General features: G+C 43.7%; 17 protein-coding genes and 2 pseudogenes. 10 read left to right on the forward strand and 9 right to left on the reverse strand.

The features are described from left to right. Positions 1-48: 48 nt before the first annotated feature. Both R7127_RS16595 and R7127_RS16600 read right to left on the reverse strand, forming a co-directional pair. The gene (locus R7127_RS16595) at positions 49-363 is read right to left on the reverse strand and encodes an isocitrate/isopropylmalate family dehydrogenase (protein WP_318148465.1); all 315 of its coding nucleotides are present in this window, start codon (positions 361-363) and stop codon (positions 49-51) included. A 45-nt stretch (positions 364-408) separates the two neighbouring features. Beyond that, positions 409-1,062 (reverse strand): aspartate/glutamate racemase family protein, encoded by a 654-nt coding sequence (locus R7127_RS16600; protein ID WP_033906188.1) that lies wholly within the window; start codon positions 1,060-1,062, stop codon positions 409-411. A 325-nt stretch (positions 1,063-1,387) separates the two neighbouring features. Between R7127_RS16600 and R7127_RS16605 the strand changes: the two genes are divergently transcribed. The 6 genes and pseudogenes from R7127_RS16605 (at position 1,388) to R7127_RS16630 (ending at position 7,821) form a co-directional block, all read left to right on the forward strand. After that, a complete protein-coding gene (locus R7127_RS16605; RefSeq protein WP_161781344.1) occupies positions 1,388-2,308 on the forward strand; it encodes a GntR family transcriptional regulator in 921 nt (306 codons plus the stop codon). Between the two features lie 609 nt (positions 2,309-2,917). Next, positions 2,918-3,961: pseudogene (locus R7127_RS16610) on the forward strand (bifunctional aspartate transaminase/aspartate 4-decarboxylase); the annotation flags it as partial. A 125-nt stretch (positions 3,962-4,086) separates the two neighbouring features. Further along, positions 4,087-4,944: a pyridoxal kinase PdxY gene (gene pdxY / locus R7127_RS16615; RefSeq protein ID WP_172563225.1), complete on the forward strand. Its 858-nt coding sequence runs from the start codon at positions 4,087-4,089 to the stop codon at positions 4,942-4,944. A gap of 210 nt (positions 4,945-5,154) precedes the next feature. After that, positions 5,155-6,324 (forward strand): annotated as a pseudogene (locus R7127_RS16620) (patatin-like phospholipase family protein). Positions 6,325-6,341: 17 nt separating this feature from the next. Continuing rightward, positions 6,342-6,770, forward strand: a complete 429-nt coding sequence (locus tag R7127_RS16625; protein ID WP_172563227.1) for a hypothetical protein — start codon at positions 6,342-6,344, stop codon at positions 6,768-6,770. A gap of 142 nt (positions 6,771-6,912) precedes the next feature. Continuing rightward, entirely contained in the window at positions 6,913-7,821 is a 909-nt protein-coding gene (locus tag R7127_RS16630) for a LysR family transcriptional regulator (protein WP_017821360.1), read from the forward strand. 286 nt (positions 7,822-8,107) lie between these two features. Here the strand turns inward: R7127_RS16630 and R7127_RS16635 are convergent, their stop codons facing one another. The 5 genes from R7127_RS16635 to R7127_RS16655 all read right to left on the reverse strand — a co-directional run bounded on the left by R7127_RS16635 (position 8,108) and on the right by R7127_RS16655 (position 13,202). After that, complete coding sequence (locus R7127_RS16635; protein WP_047009844.1) at positions 8,108-9,259, reverse strand: ABC transporter permease; 1,152 nt, start codon at positions 9,257-9,259, stop codon at positions 8,108-8,110. Then, on the reverse strand, positions 9,256-10,422 hold the full coding sequence (locus tag R7127_RS16640) for an ABC transporter permease (protein ID WP_047009843.1): 1,167 nt from the start codon (positions 10,420-10,422) through the stop codon (positions 9,256-9,258). The genes R7127_RS16635 and R7127_RS16640 overlap by 4 nt, the downstream gene beginning before the upstream one ends. A gap of 22 nt (positions 10,423-10,444) precedes the next feature. After that, complete coding sequence (locus R7127_RS16645; protein ID WP_085569990.1) at positions 10,445-11,425, reverse strand: HlyD family secretion protein; 981 nt, start codon at positions 11,423-11,425, stop codon at positions 10,445-10,447. Between the two features lie 3 nt (positions 11,426-11,428). Beyond that, positions 11,429-12,844 (reverse strand): TolC family protein, encoded by a 1,416-nt coding sequence (locus R7127_RS16650; RefSeq protein ID WP_005387166.1) that lies wholly within the window; start codon positions 12,842-12,844, stop codon positions 11,429-11,431. 130 nt (positions 12,845-12,974) lie between these two features. After that, complete coding sequence (locus R7127_RS16655) at positions 12,975-13,202, reverse strand: hypothetical protein (protein ID WP_005377125.1); 228 nt, start codon at positions 13,200-13,202, stop codon at positions 12,975-12,977. 476 nt (positions 13,203-13,678) lie between these two features. On the opposite strand from R7127_RS16655, the gene R7127_RS16660 reads away from it, so the two are divergent. Further along, entirely contained in the window at positions 13,679-15,298 is a 1,620-nt protein-coding gene (locus R7127_RS16660) for a sensor histidine kinase (RefSeq protein ID WP_053306993.1), read from the forward strand. After that, a complete protein-coding gene (locus R7127_RS16665; protein WP_017821355.1) occupies positions 15,295-15,981 on the forward strand; it encodes a response regulator in 687 nt (228 codons plus the stop codon). Before R7127_RS16660 ends, R7127_RS16665 begins: the two co-directional genes overlap by 4 nt. A gap of 91 nt (positions 15,982-16,072) precedes the next feature. Here the strand turns inward: R7127_RS16665 and R7127_RS16670 are convergent, their stop codons facing one another. Together R7127_RS16670 and R7127_RS16675 are read right to left on the reverse strand one after the other, a co-directional pair. After that, positions 16,073-18,208, reverse strand: a complete 2,136-nt coding sequence (locus R7127_RS16670) for a TonB-dependent siderophore receptor (protein WP_172563228.1) — start codon at positions 18,206-18,208, stop codon at positions 16,073-16,075. A gap of 99 nt (positions 18,209-18,307) precedes the next feature. Further along, entirely contained in the window at positions 18,308-19,273 is a 966-nt protein-coding gene (locus tag R7127_RS16675; protein ID WP_033906176.1) for a helix-turn-helix domain-containing protein, read from the reverse strand. Positions 19,274-19,810: 537 nt separating this feature from the next. On the opposite strand from R7127_RS16675, the gene zwf reads away from it, so the two are divergent. Together zwf and pgl are read left to right on the forward strand one after the other, a co-directional pair. Next, a complete protein-coding gene (gene zwf, locus R7127_RS16680; RefSeq protein WP_017634563.1) occupies positions 19,811-21,313 on the forward strand; it encodes a glucose-6-phosphate dehydrogenase in 1,503 nt (500 codons plus the stop codon). After that, the gene (pgl, locus tag R7127_RS16685) at positions 21,310-22,026 is read left to right on the forward strand and encodes a 6-phosphogluconolactonase (RefSeq protein WP_033906175.1); all 717 of its coding nucleotides are present in this window, start codon (positions 21,310-21,312) and stop codon (positions 22,024-22,026) included. Before zwf ends, pgl begins: the two co-directional genes overlap by 4 nt. The last annotated feature ends 23 nt before the right edge of the window (positions 22,027-22,049 follow it).

The following is a 22,049-nucleotide window of genomic DNA, read 5'->3' on the forward strand; positions in this document are numbered from 1 at the left end:
GGCTACGACGATTGATGGGCGTAGCCGCTCAGATCGTAGTTTCTTGATTTAGTTCCATCGAATTACGCAACAAAGCCCCAAACCGATTCTAAAACCAGCAGATACGTTGCGCCCCCCCTGTTCTGGTTTAGGGTAATCTGCATGTGACTGTGTACCTAAAATAATGCCGTTATACGATTTGGCTTTTTCTAGTACTTCTTGTCGCAACGTTGTTCCATATTTATTCAGACTTTCAAAGCCAACATCTTCATAATCTAAAGTCAGATCTAACCCAAACTTTTGGTCGGCTGCGTTAAGCACATTGATAGATGCGTTGACGATTTCTGGGCCGATACCATCCCCTGGTAAAACGATAAGTTTCATAGTGTTCCTCTATTCGAGCGTTGGTTGTTATTAAAAAATGGAGCATTAGCCTTCCAGTAAAGATTTCAAATGAAGCACCGCACAGTGCGGGCTAGATAAGACTGGCTTTCCTGTCGCTTTTTCCAATTCAGTTTTGGCATACGAAGACGAGAAGTGCGCCAGCATGTAGGCAGACTCATTCGGCAGTGCTTTAGCCGCTTCAACCACCAATTGGTTGTGCTTATCAACATCTCCATGACTTAGTGCTATGCGTGATTCTGGCACGCAGACACAGGTTAATTCAGCAGCAATACCTTGGGAGTGGGCCTCTAGGTAGTACTCTCTTTCCATACCTTCCATCGCTGGAGCAAAAGAGCCGATCATAGATATGGGGGAATTCAAGCTTAGGGCTTGCTTAAACATCGCTTCGTTTGGCTTCAGAACAGGGATTGAGGTCTTCAATGCGACTTGTTCTATTGCGTCACCAAATGCAGAGCACGTGAACATGATCGCATCAGTACCTGTTTGCTCAGCCATCTCGGTAAGATCAGCGATCCGACGATATAGCGCGGGTGTAATGTGTTCAGATTTAGCACGTTCAATACTTAACGACTGATCCCACAAATGTACCAGCTGAGCTTCAGACCATAGCTCTTCGAAGGCTTTCTTTATCGGCTCAATTGCGATATCTACAGCGTGAATTAGGGTAATTGTTTTCATAAATCATGATTGTATTTTGTGTTCATTAAAAACATTTTTATTTTAAGCGCTAAATTTGTCAACAAGATGTTAAACACAAAAATAAACCCTAAATTAACATGATATATAGCCAACAATAAAAACTAATAGTTATTTATCAATGATTTAAGCTTAATTGCTATGTGGGCAATCAATGCATTCAAACAAAAACATTGTAAAATTGTTTTTTGTGGTTGTTAAATACATCACAATTTAGCCCATGCTTCATATCAAGCCATCATTAGTATTCACAAAATACAATTTATGAAGGATAATGATCATGACTTGTATAAAAAGAGTGATCTGGATGACCACATCAACAAAAGATAAAAAGCAGGATTCAACACTTTTGTTGGCCAGCAAAGTGCTTAGCGAAATAGCAAAAGAAGGCTTAGCTATTGGCGCACATGTCAAAGAAGTCGAATTTTCAAATAGACTTAAAGTTTCAAGAACACCAATCAGGAATGCATTTGCGCATTTAGAAAAAGAGGGTTTTCTAGTAAAGAGGCCTAATCAAGGATATTTTCTCGCAGAATCTGCTGATTCCAAGTCATTGTCAGAATTAGAGATTTTGAGCCCAGAGGCATCAACTCTCAGCCCACTTTGTTACCTGATAGGTCAGGATTATCTAAGTGGAAAGTTGACAAAAAGTTTTACTGAAAATGAACTGATGGCCCGTTATGAAAAAAGTCGGAAGATCATTCAAGAAGCCCTAATTACCATGGAAAAAGAAGGCTGGATGAGTCGCAGTCTTGGCTATGGATGGGAGTTTAACGAGTTTATCTCCTCCCCAAAAGCGTATGCACAGAGCTACCGATTCCGTCAATTAATCGAAACACAGGCACTAAGAGAGACTGATTTCGTTGTCAATTCGACTAAAATACAAATGTTACGTATGTCCCAAATTGAAATCCTCAATAACAATAACAAACTGGTTTCCGCTGGCGACATGTTTAATGCAGGAGTCTTATTCCATGAAACTTTAGTCTCAATGTCTGGCAATATTTTTCTGCTTGATTCATTAAAACGAATAAACCGGTTACGCCGTTTGATTGAATACAACGTCAATACGAAAAGAGCGATCCCGAGGAAAGAATGCGAAGAGCACTTAACGCTATTGACATTGGTTGAAAATGGTCAGATGGAGGAAGCCGCAGCATTCTTAGAAAAACATTTAGGTCGTACTGCGGCGGAGAAAGAAAGTATTGCAGCCGAGTTGTTTGGATGAATGCATATTTGGAAGTTGTTAGGCATACCTTTGCCACCACTGATAAAAATCGCTACTTTTTAAACGTCCATGTTTTCCTTTTGAATCTGCATGAATAATTGGTCCACCCCAACCAAATTTGTTACTAGGTTGTAAACCTTTTGAGTTGTCACACCTAATTTCGGATAACTTTGGGTAGGGCAAACTCGTATTGAATAGATATAAACAATTTTCAGAACTAAATCACAATGGGGCAAAAATGTTTTAGGAATGACAGAGTATCGATTGCGATCGCGGCCATTTTAGTATGATACCCTATTACCCAGTATGAATCTTTATTACTCTTCACACCATCTGCCATCCAATTTCCTCAGCTATTAACTACCACTGTCGTATATTTAACTATTGCTTTTTAAATCAAATGCTTACCTTGGTTGTGTCATTGGGCCCAACAATTTCCTGTTTATGAAATTATATCGTGGCAACCTTTCTGCTATGAATCATTTGTATAAATTAGATGAAAGTGCACAGTAATAGCTTCTTATGTGCAATAATTTTTTTGCATATATTGAATTTGATTTTTTAACCAAAATGTATCAGCGAAATGTGCAAAATTTATGTCTTGTAAAAACGTTCCAAACTATGTTCAACAACGGTCTATTGAAGAAAGGTGACAAGGTTGCACTAATCACTCCAATCTTTACGCCTTACCTAGAGATTCCAGAACTGAGTGAATACGAACTGGAAATCGTTGAACTACGTCTGGATGAGACAACATGGCAACTGCCGATGTCTGAAATCGAAAAGCTTGCAGATACAGACATCAAACTGCTTTGTGTCGTGAACCCAGCAAACCCAGCGTCTGTGAAGTTCTCGGATGAAACTCTGGATAACCTATCAAACTTCGTGAACAACGAACGTAGCGACTTGTTCATTGTGACTGACGATGTATACGGCACATTTGCGGACGACTTTGTCTCACTGTTTGCGAAACTGCCATACAACACGCTTTGTGTGTACTCGTTCTCTAAGTACTTCGGTGCAACAGGCTGGCGTTTAGGCTCGATTGCAATTCAACACAACAACGTGTTTGACGATGCAATGCGCAGCCTTCCTGAAGCGCGTCAACTTGAGTTGGACGATCGTTACAAAACGCTGACTCCGGAACCTCGTGAGATCAAGTTTATTGACCGTATCGTAGCAGATAGCCGCAGCGTAGCGCTTAACCACACAGCAGGTTTGTCTCTTCCTCAACAAGTTCAAATGGCGCTGTTCTCTTTGAACTGCTTGATGGACTCGGAACAAAACTACAAAGAAGCATGTAAACGCATCATCCGCGAGCGTTACAAAACTCTGTACAAAAACATGGGTGTAGAAATTGAAGAAAACAAAGATCGTGTGGACTACTACACACTGCTTGAGCTCGACACTTTGGGCGGCAAATTGTACGGACCAGCCTTCGTTGAATGGTTCAAGGCGAGCGAGAAGGGCAAAGACTTCCTGTTCCGTCTTGCACATGAAACCGGCGTTATCCTACTTCCAGGCCAAGGCTTCGATGTAGTACACGCATCAGTTCGAGTTTCGTTAGCAAACCTTACTCATCACGAATACGAGCTTATCGGTCGTGCAACACGCAAAGTGTTGGATGAGTACTTTGCTGAGTTCAAAGGCTAATGAATCCAACCTGATTAAGAATAAGCCTCGGCGTTGTCGAGGCTATTCCGACCAAATAAGCACAGTGCGCGATATTGTGTTTATTTAGTCGCCAAGCTAACAAACTTCTCAATTAAGAGTGACTTATGAAAAGCATTATTTCTATTCAATCTCATGTGGTTTATGGCCACGCAGGAAACAGTTCTGCCGTCTTCCCGATGCAGAGAATGGGCCTCGAAGTCTGGCCAATTCACACGGTTCAGTTTTCAAATCACACTCAGTACCAGCAAGGTTGGACTGGACAGAAGTTTGGGGCAGATGAAATTCATTCTCTAATGAGAGGCTTAGATAACATTGAGAAGTTAGGAGAATGTGGCGCGATACTGTCCGGTTATCAAGGCAGCGCAGAGCAATGTCGAGCGGTGGCCGAAGCGGTAAGTTTAGTCAAATCGCATAACCATAGTGCACTTTATGTGTGTGACCCAGTTATGGGTGATCCAGACAAAGGTTGCATTGTGGCAGACGGTGTCAAAGAAGCGATAAGCCATAGCTTGTTGCCCATCGCTGATGTGATTGTTCCTAACCAGTTTGAACTGAGCGAGTTAACAGGTGTGAAAATTGACTCTCTTTATGATGCGGTCACTGCATGTAAAAAAGCCCTAGAGCTGGGACCGAAAATGGTATTGGTGAAACACCTGCATGCACTAACTGATGACGCCTTCAGTATGATTTTAGCGACGCCGAAAGCAAGCTATTTGGCCCAACGCCCTAGTGTTGAATTTGCTATGCAGCCAGTCGGTGTCGGTGATTTGATTTCTGCGATTTTTACTTCTTGTTTGGTGAAGAAGATGTCTCCTGTCGCAGCCTTTCGTCATACACATAACGCCGTTTACGGTGTATTGGAGATCACCAAAGGCTATGGCACATGGGAGCTACAGACGATCAATGCCCAATACGAATTTGTCGAACCGACGCATGAGTTCAACGTCGTGAAAATTGCTTAGCGCAGTATCTAATTAACGGAGAAGCGTAAAGTTAGCATATAGAAACTTGGCATAATTGCTTTGATGGATAGCACCCTACAATCGGGATTATGGAGTTTAGCCGTGCCTAGCTATAGTAACTCCACACAACGAAACGGACTTCATTTTGACCCAATTAACTTCAAACTGAGTCTCTGGTCATACGCCAGAGAACATTAAATGAGACTGATTATGAATCGTTTAATTTCCTCTGGTGTGACGGTTGCACTTTCGCTGCTGATAGTAGCTTGTAGTTCACCTCATACGCTGGATGTTCGTGTTTCTCAAAGCAACTATAAAGATGTCGAGATCGCGAGTTCGACACAAAATGAGCCACTTCGAATGTGGGCCAATGAAGCGCCGGATTTTCTCTACTCAGCGCACAATCAAACCACACCGATCAAAGTAGAGGGTGAACAGCTCAATATTTTGGCCTTATCGGGTGGTGGCGTAAACGGCGCATACGGTGCCGGCGTTTTGATGGGGCTGCAGGAAAAGGGGGAGCTAAAAGATTATGCCATCATTACTGGAGTCAGTGCGGGTGCCCTAATCGCTCCTTTTGTTTTCATTGGCGGTGATGCGATGCCAAAGATGAAAGAAGTCATGCTCAACATCAATGATAAGAATATTTTGGGTAAGAAGAACTTCTTAAATACCCTGTTTAAGGACGCGTTTACCGATGGTGAGAACCTCTATGATTTCATCGCAGACGCTTACCCTGAGCCCATGATCGAGGCGATGGCGCAGCAACACCGCAATGGTAAACGCCTCTTTATTGGCAGTACCCATTTTGATTCAGGCGAACTGGTGATTTGGAATATTGGTGCGATTGCGAACAGTGATTTAGCGGACAAATCTGAACTTATTTACAAGGTGCTTGCTGCGAGCGCATCGATCCCTGGTGTTTTCCCTCCACAATTTATCGATGTTGAACATGATGGAGAAACACTTGAGGAGTTACACGTAGATGGCGGTCTCGCAGCGCAGGTGTTCTTTAATCCGTCTAACTTCAACTATCAACAAATCTCAGATGCTTTGGGGTTAGAAAAAGCGCCTCAGTTGGATGTGATTCGCAATGGTGCGTTAAAAGCGCCGTATCGTCCACTAAAAGACAAAGGTTTGGACTTGGTATCGTAAAGTGTCTCAAGCCTTACGCTAGCGCAAACTCGAGGTGATCTCTATCGAATGAAATACATCAGTGAAATCAACGATATCGAGATGCAGTTTACCTACATTGATCAAGATTTCAGGTACGCCAAAGTAACGAAAGATATGTTCGATCACCGCTACTTGCTGACGATTTACGAATATGGATTCAAAAAAGCCACCCAAGGGCAACTTTGGGTAACTGAACTCCCTTAATACAGGAAAACGATACAATGAAAAAAGCCGTTCTTACACTCATGATACTTACCGCTTCCGCGACTGCATTCGCCCAAAGTGGTGCTCACCTTGATCAGCAAAAAGTCGACAGTGACATGCAGCAACTGTCTGCCATTAAAGAAGAAGGTGCAGCCTTTATCATGATTGATGAGAACTCGAGTTACGTGGCAGTCGAGTACGTGGGTAAGTGGGAAGAGATCAACAACTATGTTTCGCACAAAGAAGCGAAGCAACGCAAATTGGAAAAAGTGAACAAGCAGTTTGTGTATTCGCAAACGGGTGAAACGCTAGCGTCATTAGAACAGAAGATCGTTGACCACATTCAAGCTGATCAACCTAAGTATTTTAGTGTGGATGTTTACCGCGATTATCATGGTGACTCGGGTGAATTTAACTATTTGGCTCGCGTCGTTGAGTACAACTAAGTTAGAGAAAACCTACTGAAGCTAGTAGGTTTTTTTGTGTCGTCGAGAAGGAATTCAAACGCAGATTGTTTCCGTTACCAAGTAGCAATTCTACGATCTTGTGGTAATTTAATTAGATAACTCTAAAAAGTAAGCACAACCTATGAATTTTAGTTTTGAACAACTTCTCGCGTTCGTAACCGTTTATGAACAGCTTTCGTTTAGTAAGGCGGCGGTCAAACTCAATAAGCACCGAACCACAATAGGGCAGGTGATTACCAATCTTGAAGACCAACTGGCGGTCAACCTGTTTGAGCGAGTGGGGCGCTCGGTAGAACCGACAGAAGATGGTCATCTTCTTTACCACTATGCTAAGCAAACCATCGAACAAGCACGTACTTTCGATAAAGTCGCATTAAGTCTAGCTTACGGTGGGTTAGAGAATGTTAGTATCGCCTATTCAAGCGCTATACCACACCGTTTTCTTGTATTGCTTCGTATTCAATTAGCAGCAGATTTTCCGATGATGCGAGTTAACTTTCTTGTTCGTAATCGCAACGAAATTAAAGAGGGTTTACAGAATGGTGAGTATCAATTCGGTATTGTCAATGTACATGATAGTCGAGCAATACATAGTTTGGATGCGACGTTTTTAGGTCATTTTGAATTTGTTCCTTTCGTCCAGAAAGGTGGTGAACTCGCTTCTGTGGCACCAGATCGAGTATTGACAGCCTTGAGGAATAGTAAACAATTTGTACTGCGGTCTCTTATTGAAGAGGGAATGGGCGAAAAAGTCATCGTAAGTTCGAACCATGAAGAGGTCGATCAATTGGCCCTTGTAGTGAAAATGGTTGAAGCAGGTTTAGGATGGGCGATTCTCCCCAGAACGTTTGCCCATTCGGAGTTTTCTAATAATCATATAGAGCCAGTGGAAGCTTCTGAATTATTGGAAGGTTTTAAGTTTGGTTTTGGCCTATGGTGCCAACCCTCTAAGCAAGTCGGTGATGTAAAAAATTCAATCATGAAGGTCGTTACAGAATACCGAGAGAAAATAATCCGCGATATGACTTAGCGGCGACATGTATCTTGCTCATCCCTATCAACAACAAGACTCAATGTGAGTCTTGTTTTTTTGTGTCTGAAAAACGTTATCTTTCTAGCGAAGACTAATGTCTATTGGAAGGATATGACCCTCTATATGAGAGTATGGAATCCATACTTTTTGGCTTAATCTAATCTCGCTCAATGGGTAAGCCCAGAGCAAAAAGTGTTTTTACCATATGTCCGCTGCAAGGACGCAGATTTTCAGCCGGGTTTAGTTACCCGGCTTTTTTTATAGTAATAGAAAATGTCAGCTGTCACCCCAAGCTCTCTGTTACAACTGGCTTGTTACTTCGCTTAGCAATCCAGTACGCAACGCTACCCCAAAGCACGGTGAGTGCCCAAAGCGCCGTCCAATGTGGAGCGACTTGTTGCCAGGTTGCCCCCATTTGGTTTAGCGCTAAGAAAGCTTTTATCGCCCAAGTGCTTGGGCTTAAATCAGCAATCCATAATAAGGGAGTAGGTATGGCTTCAATCGGCCAAATAAAACCAGCCAAGAAAATGAGCGGCATAGAGCTCACTAGGACGACTAAGGTGACAAGTTCACGCCGAGGTAATAAGTAACCTAGCCAGAAGCCTAGTCCGCAACAACCTAAAAAGAACGGTAACAACATAGCCAGCAATTCGCCCGCGTTGGCGATATGGTTTACGTTTAAGCGTTCGAAGCTAAAACCAAAATAATAGGCGCCGAGTAAATAATAAATTGCCACAAATACTAACGTTCTCACAAGCAGCAGCGATCCCGTTGATACTTGTGACCAATAGCCACGACCATGACGCTGTGTTCCCGTTTGCAATCCAACCGCCATGATCAACGTTTGTTGTAAAATCAGAACAAATACTGCCGGCACTACGTATTCGATGTAACCCATGGTTGGGTTGAACGTCGGTTTCATATTAAGCTTAATAGCAGAGTAATTATGGCTAGCCATACTCATGGGCACACCATCTATCACCATTTTACTGACTTTCACTTGGGCCCCTAATGTGCCTCCCGCTTGGGCCAATCCTTCTACCACGGTTCCGTACACGAGAAAATACGAGGCGTCCGCAGCGTAGGCTAGAGTCGGGCTTTTACCTAGCATTAGGTCTTTGTAAAAGTGTTCCGGTATGACTAAAAAACCGGTGATCTCTCGTTGTAAAAATGCTTGCTTTGCATCGGCAATCGTATGAAGTCGAGTGACTACGTTGACTTGTGGGGTGGCATCAACCATACGTTCCAGCTTTAAACTCGTCTGACTACCATCTAGATTAACAATCGCGATTGGTTGTTCACGAGGCGTTTGTTGTGCATAAGGCAAAGGGTATAAAAACGAGTAAAATACGACACCACCAAACACGGTCAACGTAACGACTGGATTGGTTAGAACGGCCTTAAGTTCCGCTTTAATCAGTTGCCACAATGTCATACCGCCTCCTTCGCTTGGCGTGTTGATGAAGCTGTTCGATGTTTACCCATCAAGGCTGCGGTAATGAGCAGGGGCACAACGTAACCAATCATAGGCCATAGCGAGCTTAAAGATTGTGCGGCCGATGCTCCATAGCTTGCTTGACTCACTTGTACTTCAATGTAATGGGTAATCGGCAATAATGAACGCCATGCATAAGCGAGCGTGTTCATGTCAGAAACTGGGAATGTAATTCCCATGAACGCGAAGCTTGGAGCCGTAAATGCGCCAGCAAAACTCATCGCACGTGCAGGATCCATCGACAAGAAGAAGAACAACGCTCCCATAATGATACAGGCGATAACCGTCGCCAATTGTGCTAATAGCATAACCACAAAACTGCCTTCCATTGGCCAATCAAGCACGGAATAAAACCAGTACAAGAACAACGCACCTTGCGCCATAAAGACCGGAATGTACTGACTTAATAGGGTAGTGAGCCTGGCGTATGGCTTTTCGCCCAAAAATGCAAAGCTATTCTTTCCACCATAAATGCGAAAGTGCGCGGCAAGAATCAAAATAGTGCTTACTACAATACATATTTGCCAAATGGCTGGCACGATAGCCGTTACCAAAAATTGTGCGTAGTTATTGTTACGGTTAAATAATGCGGTTATTTGTGTCGACACGGGTACAGCCTGTCCAGCCGCTGCTAACGTTGTGGTGTTACCCTTAGCCAAGTTGCCCATTACTTCAACCTGAGCGTCGAAATAGCCTTGTGCTTGCGCAATGGCAGAGTTGATCAGTTTCGCTACCAAAATGTACTGACTGTTGTAAAAGACAGAAAGTTGAGGTTGGCGGTGCTGGAGAATATCTTGGTCGAACTTAGATGGGATGACCGCGTAAGCGTAGATATCGCCTTCAATCATCGCATTTTTTGCTTCGCTTGCACTGGCGTAATGATAGTTAACAGCCAGACTCGACGACGCATCCAAAGATTGAATGAGCTTTCGAGAAAGTTGGGAATGTTGTAGATCAACCACACCGATTGGCAGATCCCGGGCAATGCCCGCAGAGAACACTCCCCAAATCATCATCGCGAGCAAAATCGGTATCCAAGTAAGGCACGAAAGCAACCACTTGTCTCGTCGTAAGATATGCCGCTGTGAAATCTTAATCGTCATAGCATTAACCTAGTGGTTGTGATTAAAGTTCAACGACAACACTCATTCCCATACGCAGTTCAGGTTCGGGTTGAGCTGGACGAGCTTCTACTTCAAAGGTACGAAGATCAAAACCTTGAGAAGCATCGGTTGCTCTCCACGTTGCAAAGTCACCCATAACGGCAACATGCGTTACTTTGAACTCAACATTTTTCTTTAAGGCAGGCAAATAGGCATCAAAGGTTGCTCCTTTTTTAAAGTGTTGAAGGTAATCTTCACGCACATTAAGTGTCGCCCAGGCATCTTCTGTATCTATCACGGTAACAACCGGGAAGCCCTGAGGTGCTAATTCACCACTTTGAAGTAGAACTTGAGAGACTTCGCCGTCAAACCAGCTGTAGATCTGAGTATCTTTCGCATACGCTTCTACTTCGGCTACGGCACCTGATGCCATGCGCGCTTTTTCCGCCGCAGCCACTTTGGTTTCACTTCTAGCGCCTTCTTTTGCCATTTCATACATTTGAAACGCAGCACTTTCTGTGTATTTCGCTGCTTGCCATTGAGTTAAAGCTTCATCGCGTTTTTGTTCTGCAACCACGCCATCGTTATAAAGGTTATTCACACGATTGTAGGTTTTTTCCATTAAATTCGCAGCGGATTTGGCTTTCATCCACTGATCTTTTGCTGCTTGGATTTGTTGCTCACGTGCGCCTTTCTCAGCTTCTTGAGCTAAGGCGTCCGCCGCTTTTTCACCTGCTTTTGCTTGTTCTAACTTCGCTTCAATTTCAGGACTATGAAGGGTAAAAATAAGCTGACCTTTCTCTACATCGTCGCCTTTACGTACCATGACCTCATCAATACGCCCTGGAACTTTTGAGGAAATACTGTATTGCTGGGCTTCAATTAATCCCTGTAAGCGGATCGGTTCCGGTTGATAGGCTTGGTAAAATTGATACCCAACCCAAGAGGCAACACCCAAAGCACAAAGTGAGAGTAAAACGGGTTTTAGTGATTTAGCTGCCATGATTTATTTCACCTCTTTGGATGTTGAAGCAGGGATATAAGCGGTATTTTGATATTGTTCGAAGCTGTTCATTTCACTGCTCAATGCGAGTAGCTTGGTTAAAGATATTAAATAGCGGAAACGCGCCGCTGAACGTTGTGTTTCTATACTCGCGACATAAAGTTGTGCATCCACAACATCCAGAGAAGACGACAGACCCTGAGTAAATGCTTTTTCACGCAAGCGCAGGTTTTCGTTAGCGAGTTCAATGCTAGATGCGAGCCCTTGTACTTCATCAATGGCTTGCTGAGCCTCCAAGTATGTCTTTTGGACTAACAGCGATAAGTCTTGTTTGGCTTGGGACTTTAATGAGTCGACCTGCGAGACGACGCTTTGAGCGGCTTTGACTTTTTCGCTTCGCCCTGATGATTCAATCAGTGGAATGCTGACACCAACACCAACTAACCAGTCTGGCTTCATTTGGCTTGCGAGAGAATCGTCTTCATACAAGCTGTAGTCGCCGTAAAGATAAACTTCAGGGTAGTATTTCCCTTTTTCTGCTTTGATTAAGCTAGAGGCTTGTTTGTGTTTAGCGCTCAGAAGTTCTAACCCCGGATAGGTAAGCAACGTTTGATCGACAAAAGCGGTAAGAGGGGGAAGACTGTCGTTGATAAACAAAGATTCAGCGGGCTCTACGGCGTCATCTTGTGCGAGTAATTTACCTAATGCAGCCTGAGCGATACTCAAATCGCTGGCAGCTTTACGTGTTTCTACGGATGCTTTATCTAAAGAAGCCTCGGCTTGCAGGCGCTCAACGTGCGCGATTTGTCCTTGCTCTTCAAGCTTAATGGCAAAATCTCGATGCTTTTTTAGCCCTGCTTCAACCGCTTGCCGCGTTGCGAGTACTTCCTTTGCCAGTACGACAGAAAAGTAGTACTTCGATAAATCTTCAAAACGCGCTTGTTGTTCCATTAAAAGCTGACTTTTCGCCTCATCCGTTTTGCCTTCTGCTGCTGATTGAGCCGCAGAAATTCTACCACCAGTAAAAATTGGCCAAATGGCACGAATAGACGAAGAGAAAATATCGCGCTCGGTTATGGTCGACGTGGTATTAGCTAAGGCACCAAAAATAGGCTGAAAAGCAGGAGGTACGTTAATGTGTGCTCCTGTGCTGTCTAGAATCTGTTTTCCCGAAAGCGTGATATCGGTATCTAAACGCGTGTAATTCGCGCCAATGGTAACTTGAGGTAAGTTGAGATTGCTGGTGGCACTCTCTTGGTATTGGTAGTTCTCGACGTTTGAGCGTTGAGCTTTAAGAGAATAGTTGTTTTCTAGCAATAGCTGCCATGCGGTATCAAAAGTGATCGGTGCCGCATGACAGGCAAGGGAAATCGAGCTGCTAAGTAAGCCCAGTATCCAAAACTTTCCTGTTTTTTTCATAATGGCTGCTTTGTCGTAGAGTATTAGCTCTAATATAAAGGATTCGTAACTGCGTGTTAAGTAGGAGGGAAAATTGGGCAGTAGTATGCGCCCAGTTATATTTGTGCTGGGCGCGGGAGATGTTACAAATTTATTTCGTATATGGACAGTGAAACTCCGCTCTCCACTCGAGCTGACGAGAACCTCGCATCGTATTCAATAGATCTTTTCCGCTCATTTGAGGGAATGATAACAGGACTTTGAGATCCGAAGTACCGCCTCCGTTTTTTTCATAAGCCCTGACGTGTGTAAATGTTGAATACATATTCTCTGACAGCATCGCCTTATTCAGGCATATTCCAAAGGTATCGCGTTCCATGTTTGGTGTTCCTTCTAACTATAAATGCACCTCTGTTTATAGTTTTCCAGTTTTCAGATGGTGTCTAAGTGTTTGTCATATAGTCAGTATTTGTGTTTTGTTTTATTTTTGTCCAAACCACTGACATCAATGTTGAGCTTTTAATAGACTTCCAGCTTCACTGCTTTCAAACCGAAACTCTCATTGGTTTCGTTGATTAAAAATTATACGTTGTAAAGTCTAAAAACGCCTCAAAAACCGCTAAAATCGATGTGATCGCGATCATGATTTTAAGGGCAATTTATGTATGGAATTGAGTATCAGAGAGGAATGCTAAATTTGGTGAATGGTTGTAATTTTATGTTTCAGCTCGTCGATTAATTAACCGTAAACTCTGCGGTTTGTTTGCCTTCCTCACAGATTTATCACCGCGACAACGTCATGCTGTTAACTGAGTGTTAACGTTACGCTCAAGAGTGAATCACAAGGATGTATCAATGAGTTGGAAAACCATCAGCTTTCGTAAGCGGATGCTCATTATCATGACGCTATCGGGGTTGATAGAGCTGTTATTGCTTGTCGCCGCGGGGTTCACTTATCTCAAAATCAATCAAGAGCAAGAAATGGGAGAAAAAGCACTGGGTGTTGCCCGTTTTTTAGCGGACTCAGCGGTTGTTCGTGAAATGATCGAAACCCAAAACCCCCAGCCATACCAACTTCGCTTTAGAGAATTAACCGAAGCCATAGGTGCTGCATTCATCGTTATTGGCGACCATAAGGGAGTACGCTTAATCCACCCTGTTGATGAGCGGTTGGGCAAGCCAATGAGAGGTGGCGACAATCGTCGAGCGCTAGAACAGGGGTTGTCTTATGTTTCGACGGCACAGGGCTCGTTAGGTTATTCAGTTCGTGGTAAAGCTGCGATTTTTGACGAGCAAGGGAACATCATTGGTGTGGTTTCGGTTGGCTATTTGCTCGACCGACTGCAAGACCGCATCGAACCATTTTTGGCCTTTTTGATTTTAATGGTCATCGTAGTTGTCGTCGCTAATGCCATTGTATCCAATTATGCGTCGAGAAAGTTTCAGCGCGCCATTTTAGGCTTTGAGCCTGAAGAGATAGGGCGGTTGTACGGCGAATTAGAAGTGACGATGAGCACTATCAAAGAGGGCGTGTTAAGCATTGATGCCCAAGGGATACTTCGCTCGATAAATCGTAGTGCCTGCCAGATTCTCGGTATTGATAGAGAATCAGCGCTCAATAAACCTTTGACTGATACGCTGCGTGATAGCGATCTATATACAGTGTTAGAAAGCGGGCAGGAAGATCATGATATTGAAATATTCCTTAATCATAAGCGCCTGATTGCAAATCGCTCTCCAATTTATGTTGATGGAAAAATCGTGGGGGCGGTATCGAGTTTCCGTTTAAGGGATGAAATCAATGATCTAACCGAGCAGCTATCACAAACCAAGGAATATGCAGATTTGTTACGTTCGCAAACCCATGAGCATCGAAATAAGCTCAACACTATTAGTGGGCTAGTACAAATGGGTGAACTTGATGCGGTGCAAAAGTTAATTGGACAAGAAACCGCACACTATCAGGCAATGATTGAGTTTTTAAGAGATACCGTTAAGGACCCGCTAATTGCAGGTATGTTGCTTGGAAAAACTGAACGTGCTCGCGAGTTAGGCTTACAACTGGTGGTTGAGGAAGGCAGTCGTCTGGAGCCCCTACCTGAGTGGCTAAATTCGGAAGACCTTGTCACAATTTTGGGTAATTTGATTGATAACGCTTTCGATGCCACGTTAACTTCAATTCGCGATGAATCAAATGTTGCGTCAGAACGCAGAAACATTGATGTGTCCGTTAGCGATTACGGAAATGAAGTGATACTTGAGGTGATAGATCATGGCTGTGGCCTCCCAAAAACAATGGATCCACAAACATTATTTACAAAAGGCGTTTCGACGAAATCTCGTCAAAATCGAGGTGTTGGGTTACACCTTGTCAATCAGCTTGCTACTCGATATCACGGCCATGTTGAGATGATACCCAATACAAATTATGGGACAAGAATAACGGTGTACTTACCCAAGGAAGAACAATTATGAGTATGGCGACTCGCGTAATGATCATTGAAGATGATCTGGCTATTGCTGAGCTGCACCACAAATACTTAAGCCAACTGACAGGTTTGGAAGTGGTTGGAATTGCGACCACGAGAATGGAAGCAGAAATGCAACTCGACATTCTTAAGCCAGATTTACTATTGATGGATGTCTATCTTCCCGATGGCACAGGGCTTGAGATACTAAATACACTGCGTGCAAGTAACCAAACGTGTGATGTCATTTTGATTACAGCCGCAAGGGATGTCGATACGTTACAACAGGCGATGAGGGGTGGCGTTGTCGATTACCTGTTAAAACCAGTGATGTTTCCACGTTTAGATGCCGCACTGAAAAAGTATGTGTCCCAACGCCAACAACTAGACATCGTAGAGAGTTTGGATCAGAACCTCGTTGATAAAATGCTGCAGTCTCACGCCAATCAAGACAACTTGCCGAACCGATTACCAAAAGGGATTGATGGTGTAACCCTAGACAAGATCAGAGAGTTGTTCCCAAATGGAAGTGCGCTGACCGCTGATGAGGCAGGTGAAAAAATCGGAGTGAGTCGAACAACCGCTAGACGTTATCTTGAGTTTCTTATTAGTACTGGTGAACTAGAGGCTGATTTAAACTATGGGTCGGTAGGTAGGCCAGAAAGGTGCTATAAAAAAGTGACACGGTAGCGTTTACATTGATGCTCTATGCAAAATAAAAAGCGATGGCTTGTTTTAGAAACCATCGCTTTACAAATTACTGCTGTTCCGCTCTAAGAGGTTAGAAGTTGTATTCTAACTTCGCTTCGATAGAGCGCTCAGCGCCAAACCAACAGTTATTTTTGTCGTAACAAGAATAGTATTCTTTATCGAATAGATTGCTTGCAGAAAGCGTGACGCTAGCCCCTTTCATTGATTCAGATACCGTTGAGAAATCGTAACTTGCTGCTAAATCAAACAAGGTGTAGTCCGGTACGTTTTGACTATTCTGTGCATCAATTTGTGCTTCTCCGACATAGCGAACGCCAGCACTGGTACGAAGGCCTGAAAGATTTCCTTCAAAGAAGTAATTGGCCCATAGAGAGGCCGTTTGCTCAGGTACCCAAACCGGCGTTTTACCTTCTTGGTTGTAATAACTGTCCTCGGTAATCTCCATATCGGTATATGTATAGCCTAGAGTGAAATCAGCTTGTGCTGTGGCTTGCCATTTTGCCTCAAGTTCAATACCTTGTGATACCACTTCGCCCGCTTGATAGTTCGGTGCATATGGATTATTCGGATCGGTCAAGATCGCGTTTTTCTTCGTAATATGGAAGAGTGCTAAGTTACCTGAGATATCACCAGATAATGGGGCGTATTTAAAGCCTAACTCCCATTGATGACCGGTTGATGGCTCAAATGCTTTACCAGAAGAGTCGGCACCCGCAATTGGCTCAAAACTTTCCGAGTAAGTAAGATATGGCGAGAGACCAAAGTCTAGCTCATACAAACCACCGACTCGGAAAGATACGTTGGTATCGTCTAACTCTTCCTTGCTGTTGGATACTGCTCCTAGATAATCGCTAACGGCGTCTGTATTTGAATCGTATTTATCCCAACGAAGACCTGCAATCATTACAAGTTGGTCGTAACGAACTTGATCTTGGAAATAAACGCCAATCTGCTTCGTTTTGATATCTAAGTTTTGTTTGTATTGGAAATTCAGTGCATTACGATCAATGCTGTTGTGGTCAGGATTAAAAATGTCCTGAGTTAGCGAATACCCAAGCGTGTCTTTGTATTTTACATCTGAATCTAGATACTGATAATCAAGCCCGAACAATAAGTTATGTTCAAAATTTCCTGTTTTAACGTAGCCAGATAGTTGGTTGTCAATCACAAAGGATTTGGATTTTTCATCGGTTAAATAGGCATTTCGACCAACGGTACGGTTATCCGCTTCAAGTGCACCGTTATATGTGTTTTCCTGATAGGCATCGGCGGTCATGTAGCGGGCATTCTGTAGAAATTGCCAATTGTTGTTAAAGTCGTGTTGGACTTTGTAACCCATCATCAGAACTTCGCGTTCGTAAGTGTTCCAGTCCTCATCCCCTAAATAAGCGCTTGGTGACATCGAGCCAAGTGGGTTTTTAATCACTGAGCCAGACGCAGGCACAGTCGTGTAGATACCTGCTGATGGATCATTTTGATAGTAAACATTCACGTTCACTAATGTGCTTTCTGTCGCTTGCCAATTGAAAGATGGGGCGAGTACGTAACGTTCGTCTTCAGACGTATCGGCTTGACCATCTCGCTGTTTTGCCAGGCCGACGATACGGTAATCAACATTAGAATCACCAACTTGTCCTGTGGTGTCGAACGTCAGTTCTTTTAGGCTGTTAGTCCCTGTACTAATCGAGACAGAGTGCGAGGGTGTTGACTGAGGCGCCTTGGCGATAATGTTGACCATACCTCCTGGTGGAATATTGCCGTAAAGAACAGACGTTGGCCCTTTAAAAACCTCGATTTGCTCAAGAGCAACGGAATCGACCTGCGGTTGAAGGTTCCAACCGTTGTACAGCAAAGGAAGACCATCATAAAAGTTGGTGTAGTTAATAAAACCACGAATATTGAATAGGTCAAGTCGGGAAACGGCACCGCCACGCAATTCTGTATTTACGCCAGGTGCATAACGCAATGCTTCGCTCACCGAGTTTACGCCGCGCAGGTCCATGTCATCTTTAGTGATTACCGTGATCGCTTGCGGTGTTTCCTCCGGTTCTAAAACGGTTTTAGTTGCGGTGTTTCGGTATGTTTCTCCTAGCACCGTAATCGTTTCGTGTTGGGATGTGCTCTCAGTTGCATTGGCGTGGCCAGCGAGCAATGCGGATACAACAATAGCAACCGCTGAACGATGAAATCGAATCGGACTTTCCATATTTATAAATTCCACTACTTTTTCTATTTATTGATAATGATTGTTATTTGTATTCTATATTCAAAGAAATAGGAAAAGTTAACAATTTGGTGCAAAACACTAATCTTTGGAACTTATTCTTCTGTTCTTAGGTTTTAAAGATAGCGCGTCGTTTGGCTCTACAGGAATCCAATACTGCATTTGTGCTTGTTCGCTATCAACATCATAACCTTCTGGATAAAGCTCTAACTCATAACCATCGATAGCATGATAATTAGAGTAGGGTAGCCAATGTAAAATAAACCATTCCAGCGTTGAGGCGAGCTCTGATGCTTTGCCTATGTGTGTAATGACGGCGTAGGTTTGCTCAGGAACAGCCAAGAGGTCTAACCCCGAGTTGGAAGAGTTCGTTGATCTTGGTGCGTTTGCTGTTGGACTGCACTCATAACCTGCCCAATACTCAAGTTGTTGGTTGTTTGAATACGCTTGCGTCACATCAATCACGCCAAAGTAACTACTTTCCGAATTATTAAGGTTTTCAGATGAATAAAGACGTGACCAAAGTGACGGTACTTTGGATTGGAAATCGGGCGTAGCGGAAAACAATCCGTGAATAGGTTCATGATAACCAGCAAGTTCAAAAGCCGGTTTTGTTTCTATTCGAACTTCAATAAAGCGCTGATGTTTTTTCTCTTCTTCTGGTGTCTTACGCAGCGTCAAAGGTTGCCTCAACCCGGAGAGTTGTTGCGTTTTTCGATATTCGCGGGGGCTTTTTGAAAACATATTCCTGAACGCACGGCTAAATGCGTGTTCAGATGTAAATCCCATTTCTATCGCTATATCTAACGAGCGGTCAGAAGTATGGATTAAGCGCTCAGCCGCAAGGCTAAGTTTAAGCTCTCTGATGTAGTGAGCGACGGATACGCCAGTGTGTTGTTGAAATACGCGTTGCAGTTGCCAGCGCGACCAACAACTTGCTTTCGATATTTCATCTACGCTCAGAGTGCTGTCTAAGTTGGTGTGAATGTAGTCAAGCACCGATTGTATTCGGTTTATGGGATGTGGGTTAATGGCGCTTGATTTCATGGCGTTCTACTTTCACATTAATAGTGATTTCATTATCTTTAATTGAGTATCATTATCAATAGGGTGATGAAATAAAAAGTAAGTAACACAGATCACGATAAAACTGTAATGGATTGCAAGGATGAGTAATTATTGCCCATATTAGAGTTTTTGCTTAAATTTTGGAGCGTTCAGATGAAACTTTTTTTATCAATAAAATACAATCGCTTATGACGTTTTGTGCAACTTATTTAAACGTTTGCACTGGCAAGTGTTGATGTAAATCAAATAGTCGTAGACAATATTGCCCCGTGTCGGACTCTCCTCCAGCGAGTACAGTGTGTACTTTTGAGACATAAGTGACTTAAATGACCTCAATACGTCGTGTTTCCAAGAATCGGAAATGCAACTTCTTGAGGTTCTTTGGGCCCATAGACTTTACCTATCAACGTAATAGGTAAGACCAATTTTCTATTTTGAGGTGCCATTGATAGGGTTGGCTCATTCTCTAGCCGTATCCGGGCACACAATAAGTACCTCGTTTTTAAGGGAAAGATGATGGTAATACCAGAAAACAGCAGCATCGTTATTTTTGGTGCTTCAGGTGACCTTACGTACCGTAAGCTCATTCCTGCTTTATACCACCTCTACGCGAACAAGCAGCTTCCAGAGAATTTTGCCATTCTGGGTGTAAGTCGCACTGAATACAGTGATGAGTCTTACCGCGCGAAGCTGAAAAAATCGCTTCAGGAAATGGAAAAGACTGAGCCAGAAACGCTTGATGCATTTATTAACCATCTGCACTACCAAGCAATTAATACTTCTGACACACAAGATTACGGTAAGCTATCTTCTCGCTTAGACCAACTTGCGGACGAATATCAATTCGAGCAACGCAATACGCTTTTTTACTTAGCAACCCCACCAAGTTTATACAGTGTGATCCCTGCAAGTCTTGCAGCACATGGTCTTAACAGTGAAGAGGATGGCTGGAAACGCCTGATCATTGAGAAACCATTCGGCTATGATCTTGAATCGGCGCGTATTCTGGACAAAGAAATTCACGAGCACTTCCAAGAGCATCAAATCTACCGAATTGACCATTACTTAGGTAAAGAAACGGTACAAAACCTACTTGTGCTTCGTTTCTCTAATGCGATGTTTGAGCCGCTTTGGAACCGTAACTTCATTGATTACGTTGAAATCACAGGCGCAGAATTCCTTGGCGTAGAGGAGCGTGGTGGTTACTACGACAACTCTGGCGCTGTGCGCGACATGTTCCAAAACCACTTGCTACAAGTATTAGCAATGGTAGGTATGGAACCACCAGCGCAAATCAATGCAGACTCGATGCGTGATGAAGTGGTAAAAGTGCTTCAATGCTTAAAGCCATTAGACGAAAACGCTCTGCGCAACGACCTAGTATTAGGCCAATACACGGCGTCTGAAGTTCGTGGGCAAAGCCTACGCGGCTACCGTGAAGAGCCGGGAGTTGCAGACGATTCTCGTACAGAGACTTACATCGGTTTGAAAGCGTACATCAACAACTGGCGTTGGAATGGCGTGCCATTTTACGTGCGTACTGGTAAGCGTCTTCCAACACGCGTTACTGAGGTGGTTATCCACTTTAAACAAACACCGCATCCTGTGTTTGGTCAAAACGCACCAGAAAACAAGCTGATCATTCGTATTCAACCAGACGAAGGCATTCAAATGAGCTTTGGCTTGAAAGAGCCAGGCGCAGGCTTTGAAGCGAAGGAAGTGAAAATGAACTTCCATTACGCTGACTTGCAAGAAACGCAAATGCTGACGGCATACGAGCGCCTTCTACTTGATGCTTTGAATGGTGATGCTACGCTATTTGCACGTAGTGATGCGGTGGAAGCGTGCTGGCAATACGTACAGCCAATCTTAGATTTTAAGCAAGATCCACAATCCCTCTTCGGGTACGCATGCGGCACTTGGGGACCTAAAGAGTCAGATGACTTGTTACAGCGTGATGGCCGCGCTTGGCGTTTCCCATGTAAAAACTTAACAGATACGGATTACTGTGAACTATGATCAACCATAAGATCTACCAAACAGCAGAACAGGTAGTTGAAAGCCTAGCTAACGATATGAAAGCGTTTAGCGAAATGGGCAGACCTGTTCACATCTCTCTTTCTGGCGGCAGCACTCCTAAAATGCTGTTTAAACTACTGGCTTCAGAGGCTTACGCAACCTCCATTCAATGGGAAAACCTCCACTTTTGGTGGGGTGACGAACGTTGTGTTGCCCCTGACGATGCAGAAAGCAACTACGGTGAAGCGAACACGTTGTTGTTTAGCCAAGTAAATATTCCTGCGGAAAACATTCACCGCATCCGTGGCGAAAATGAGCCTAAAGCAGAAGCCGAGCGCTTTGCAAAAGAGATGGCAGAGGTGATCCCGAGTGAAAACGGCACACCTGTGTTTGACTGGATCTTATTAGGCGTTGGTGCAGATGGTCATACAGCTTCTCTGTTCCCTGGCCAAACGAATTATGATGATGCGAACCTATCTCTTGTGGCGTCGCATCCTGAATCGGGCCAACTTCGTGTGTCGAAAACCGCACGCGTATTAGAAGCAGCGAAACGCATTAGTTACTTAGTGCTTGGTGCAGGAAAAGCGGACATTGTTGAAGAAATTAACAGTTCACCAGCACACGCACTGCCATACCCAGCGGCTAAGATTCAAGCGAAATCGGGCCTAACGGAATGGTATTTAGATTTAGACGCGGCAGCAAAAATTGCTTAAGACGCTGCTCGTCGATGAAATAA

Origin of the sequence: Vibrio sp. 1159 (genome assembly GCF_033340395.1) — a bacterium.
In the GTDB taxonomy this organism is placed as follows: domain Bacteria; phylum Pseudomonadota; class Gammaproteobacteria; order Enterobacterales; family Vibrionaceae; genus Vibrio; species Vibrio alginolyticus.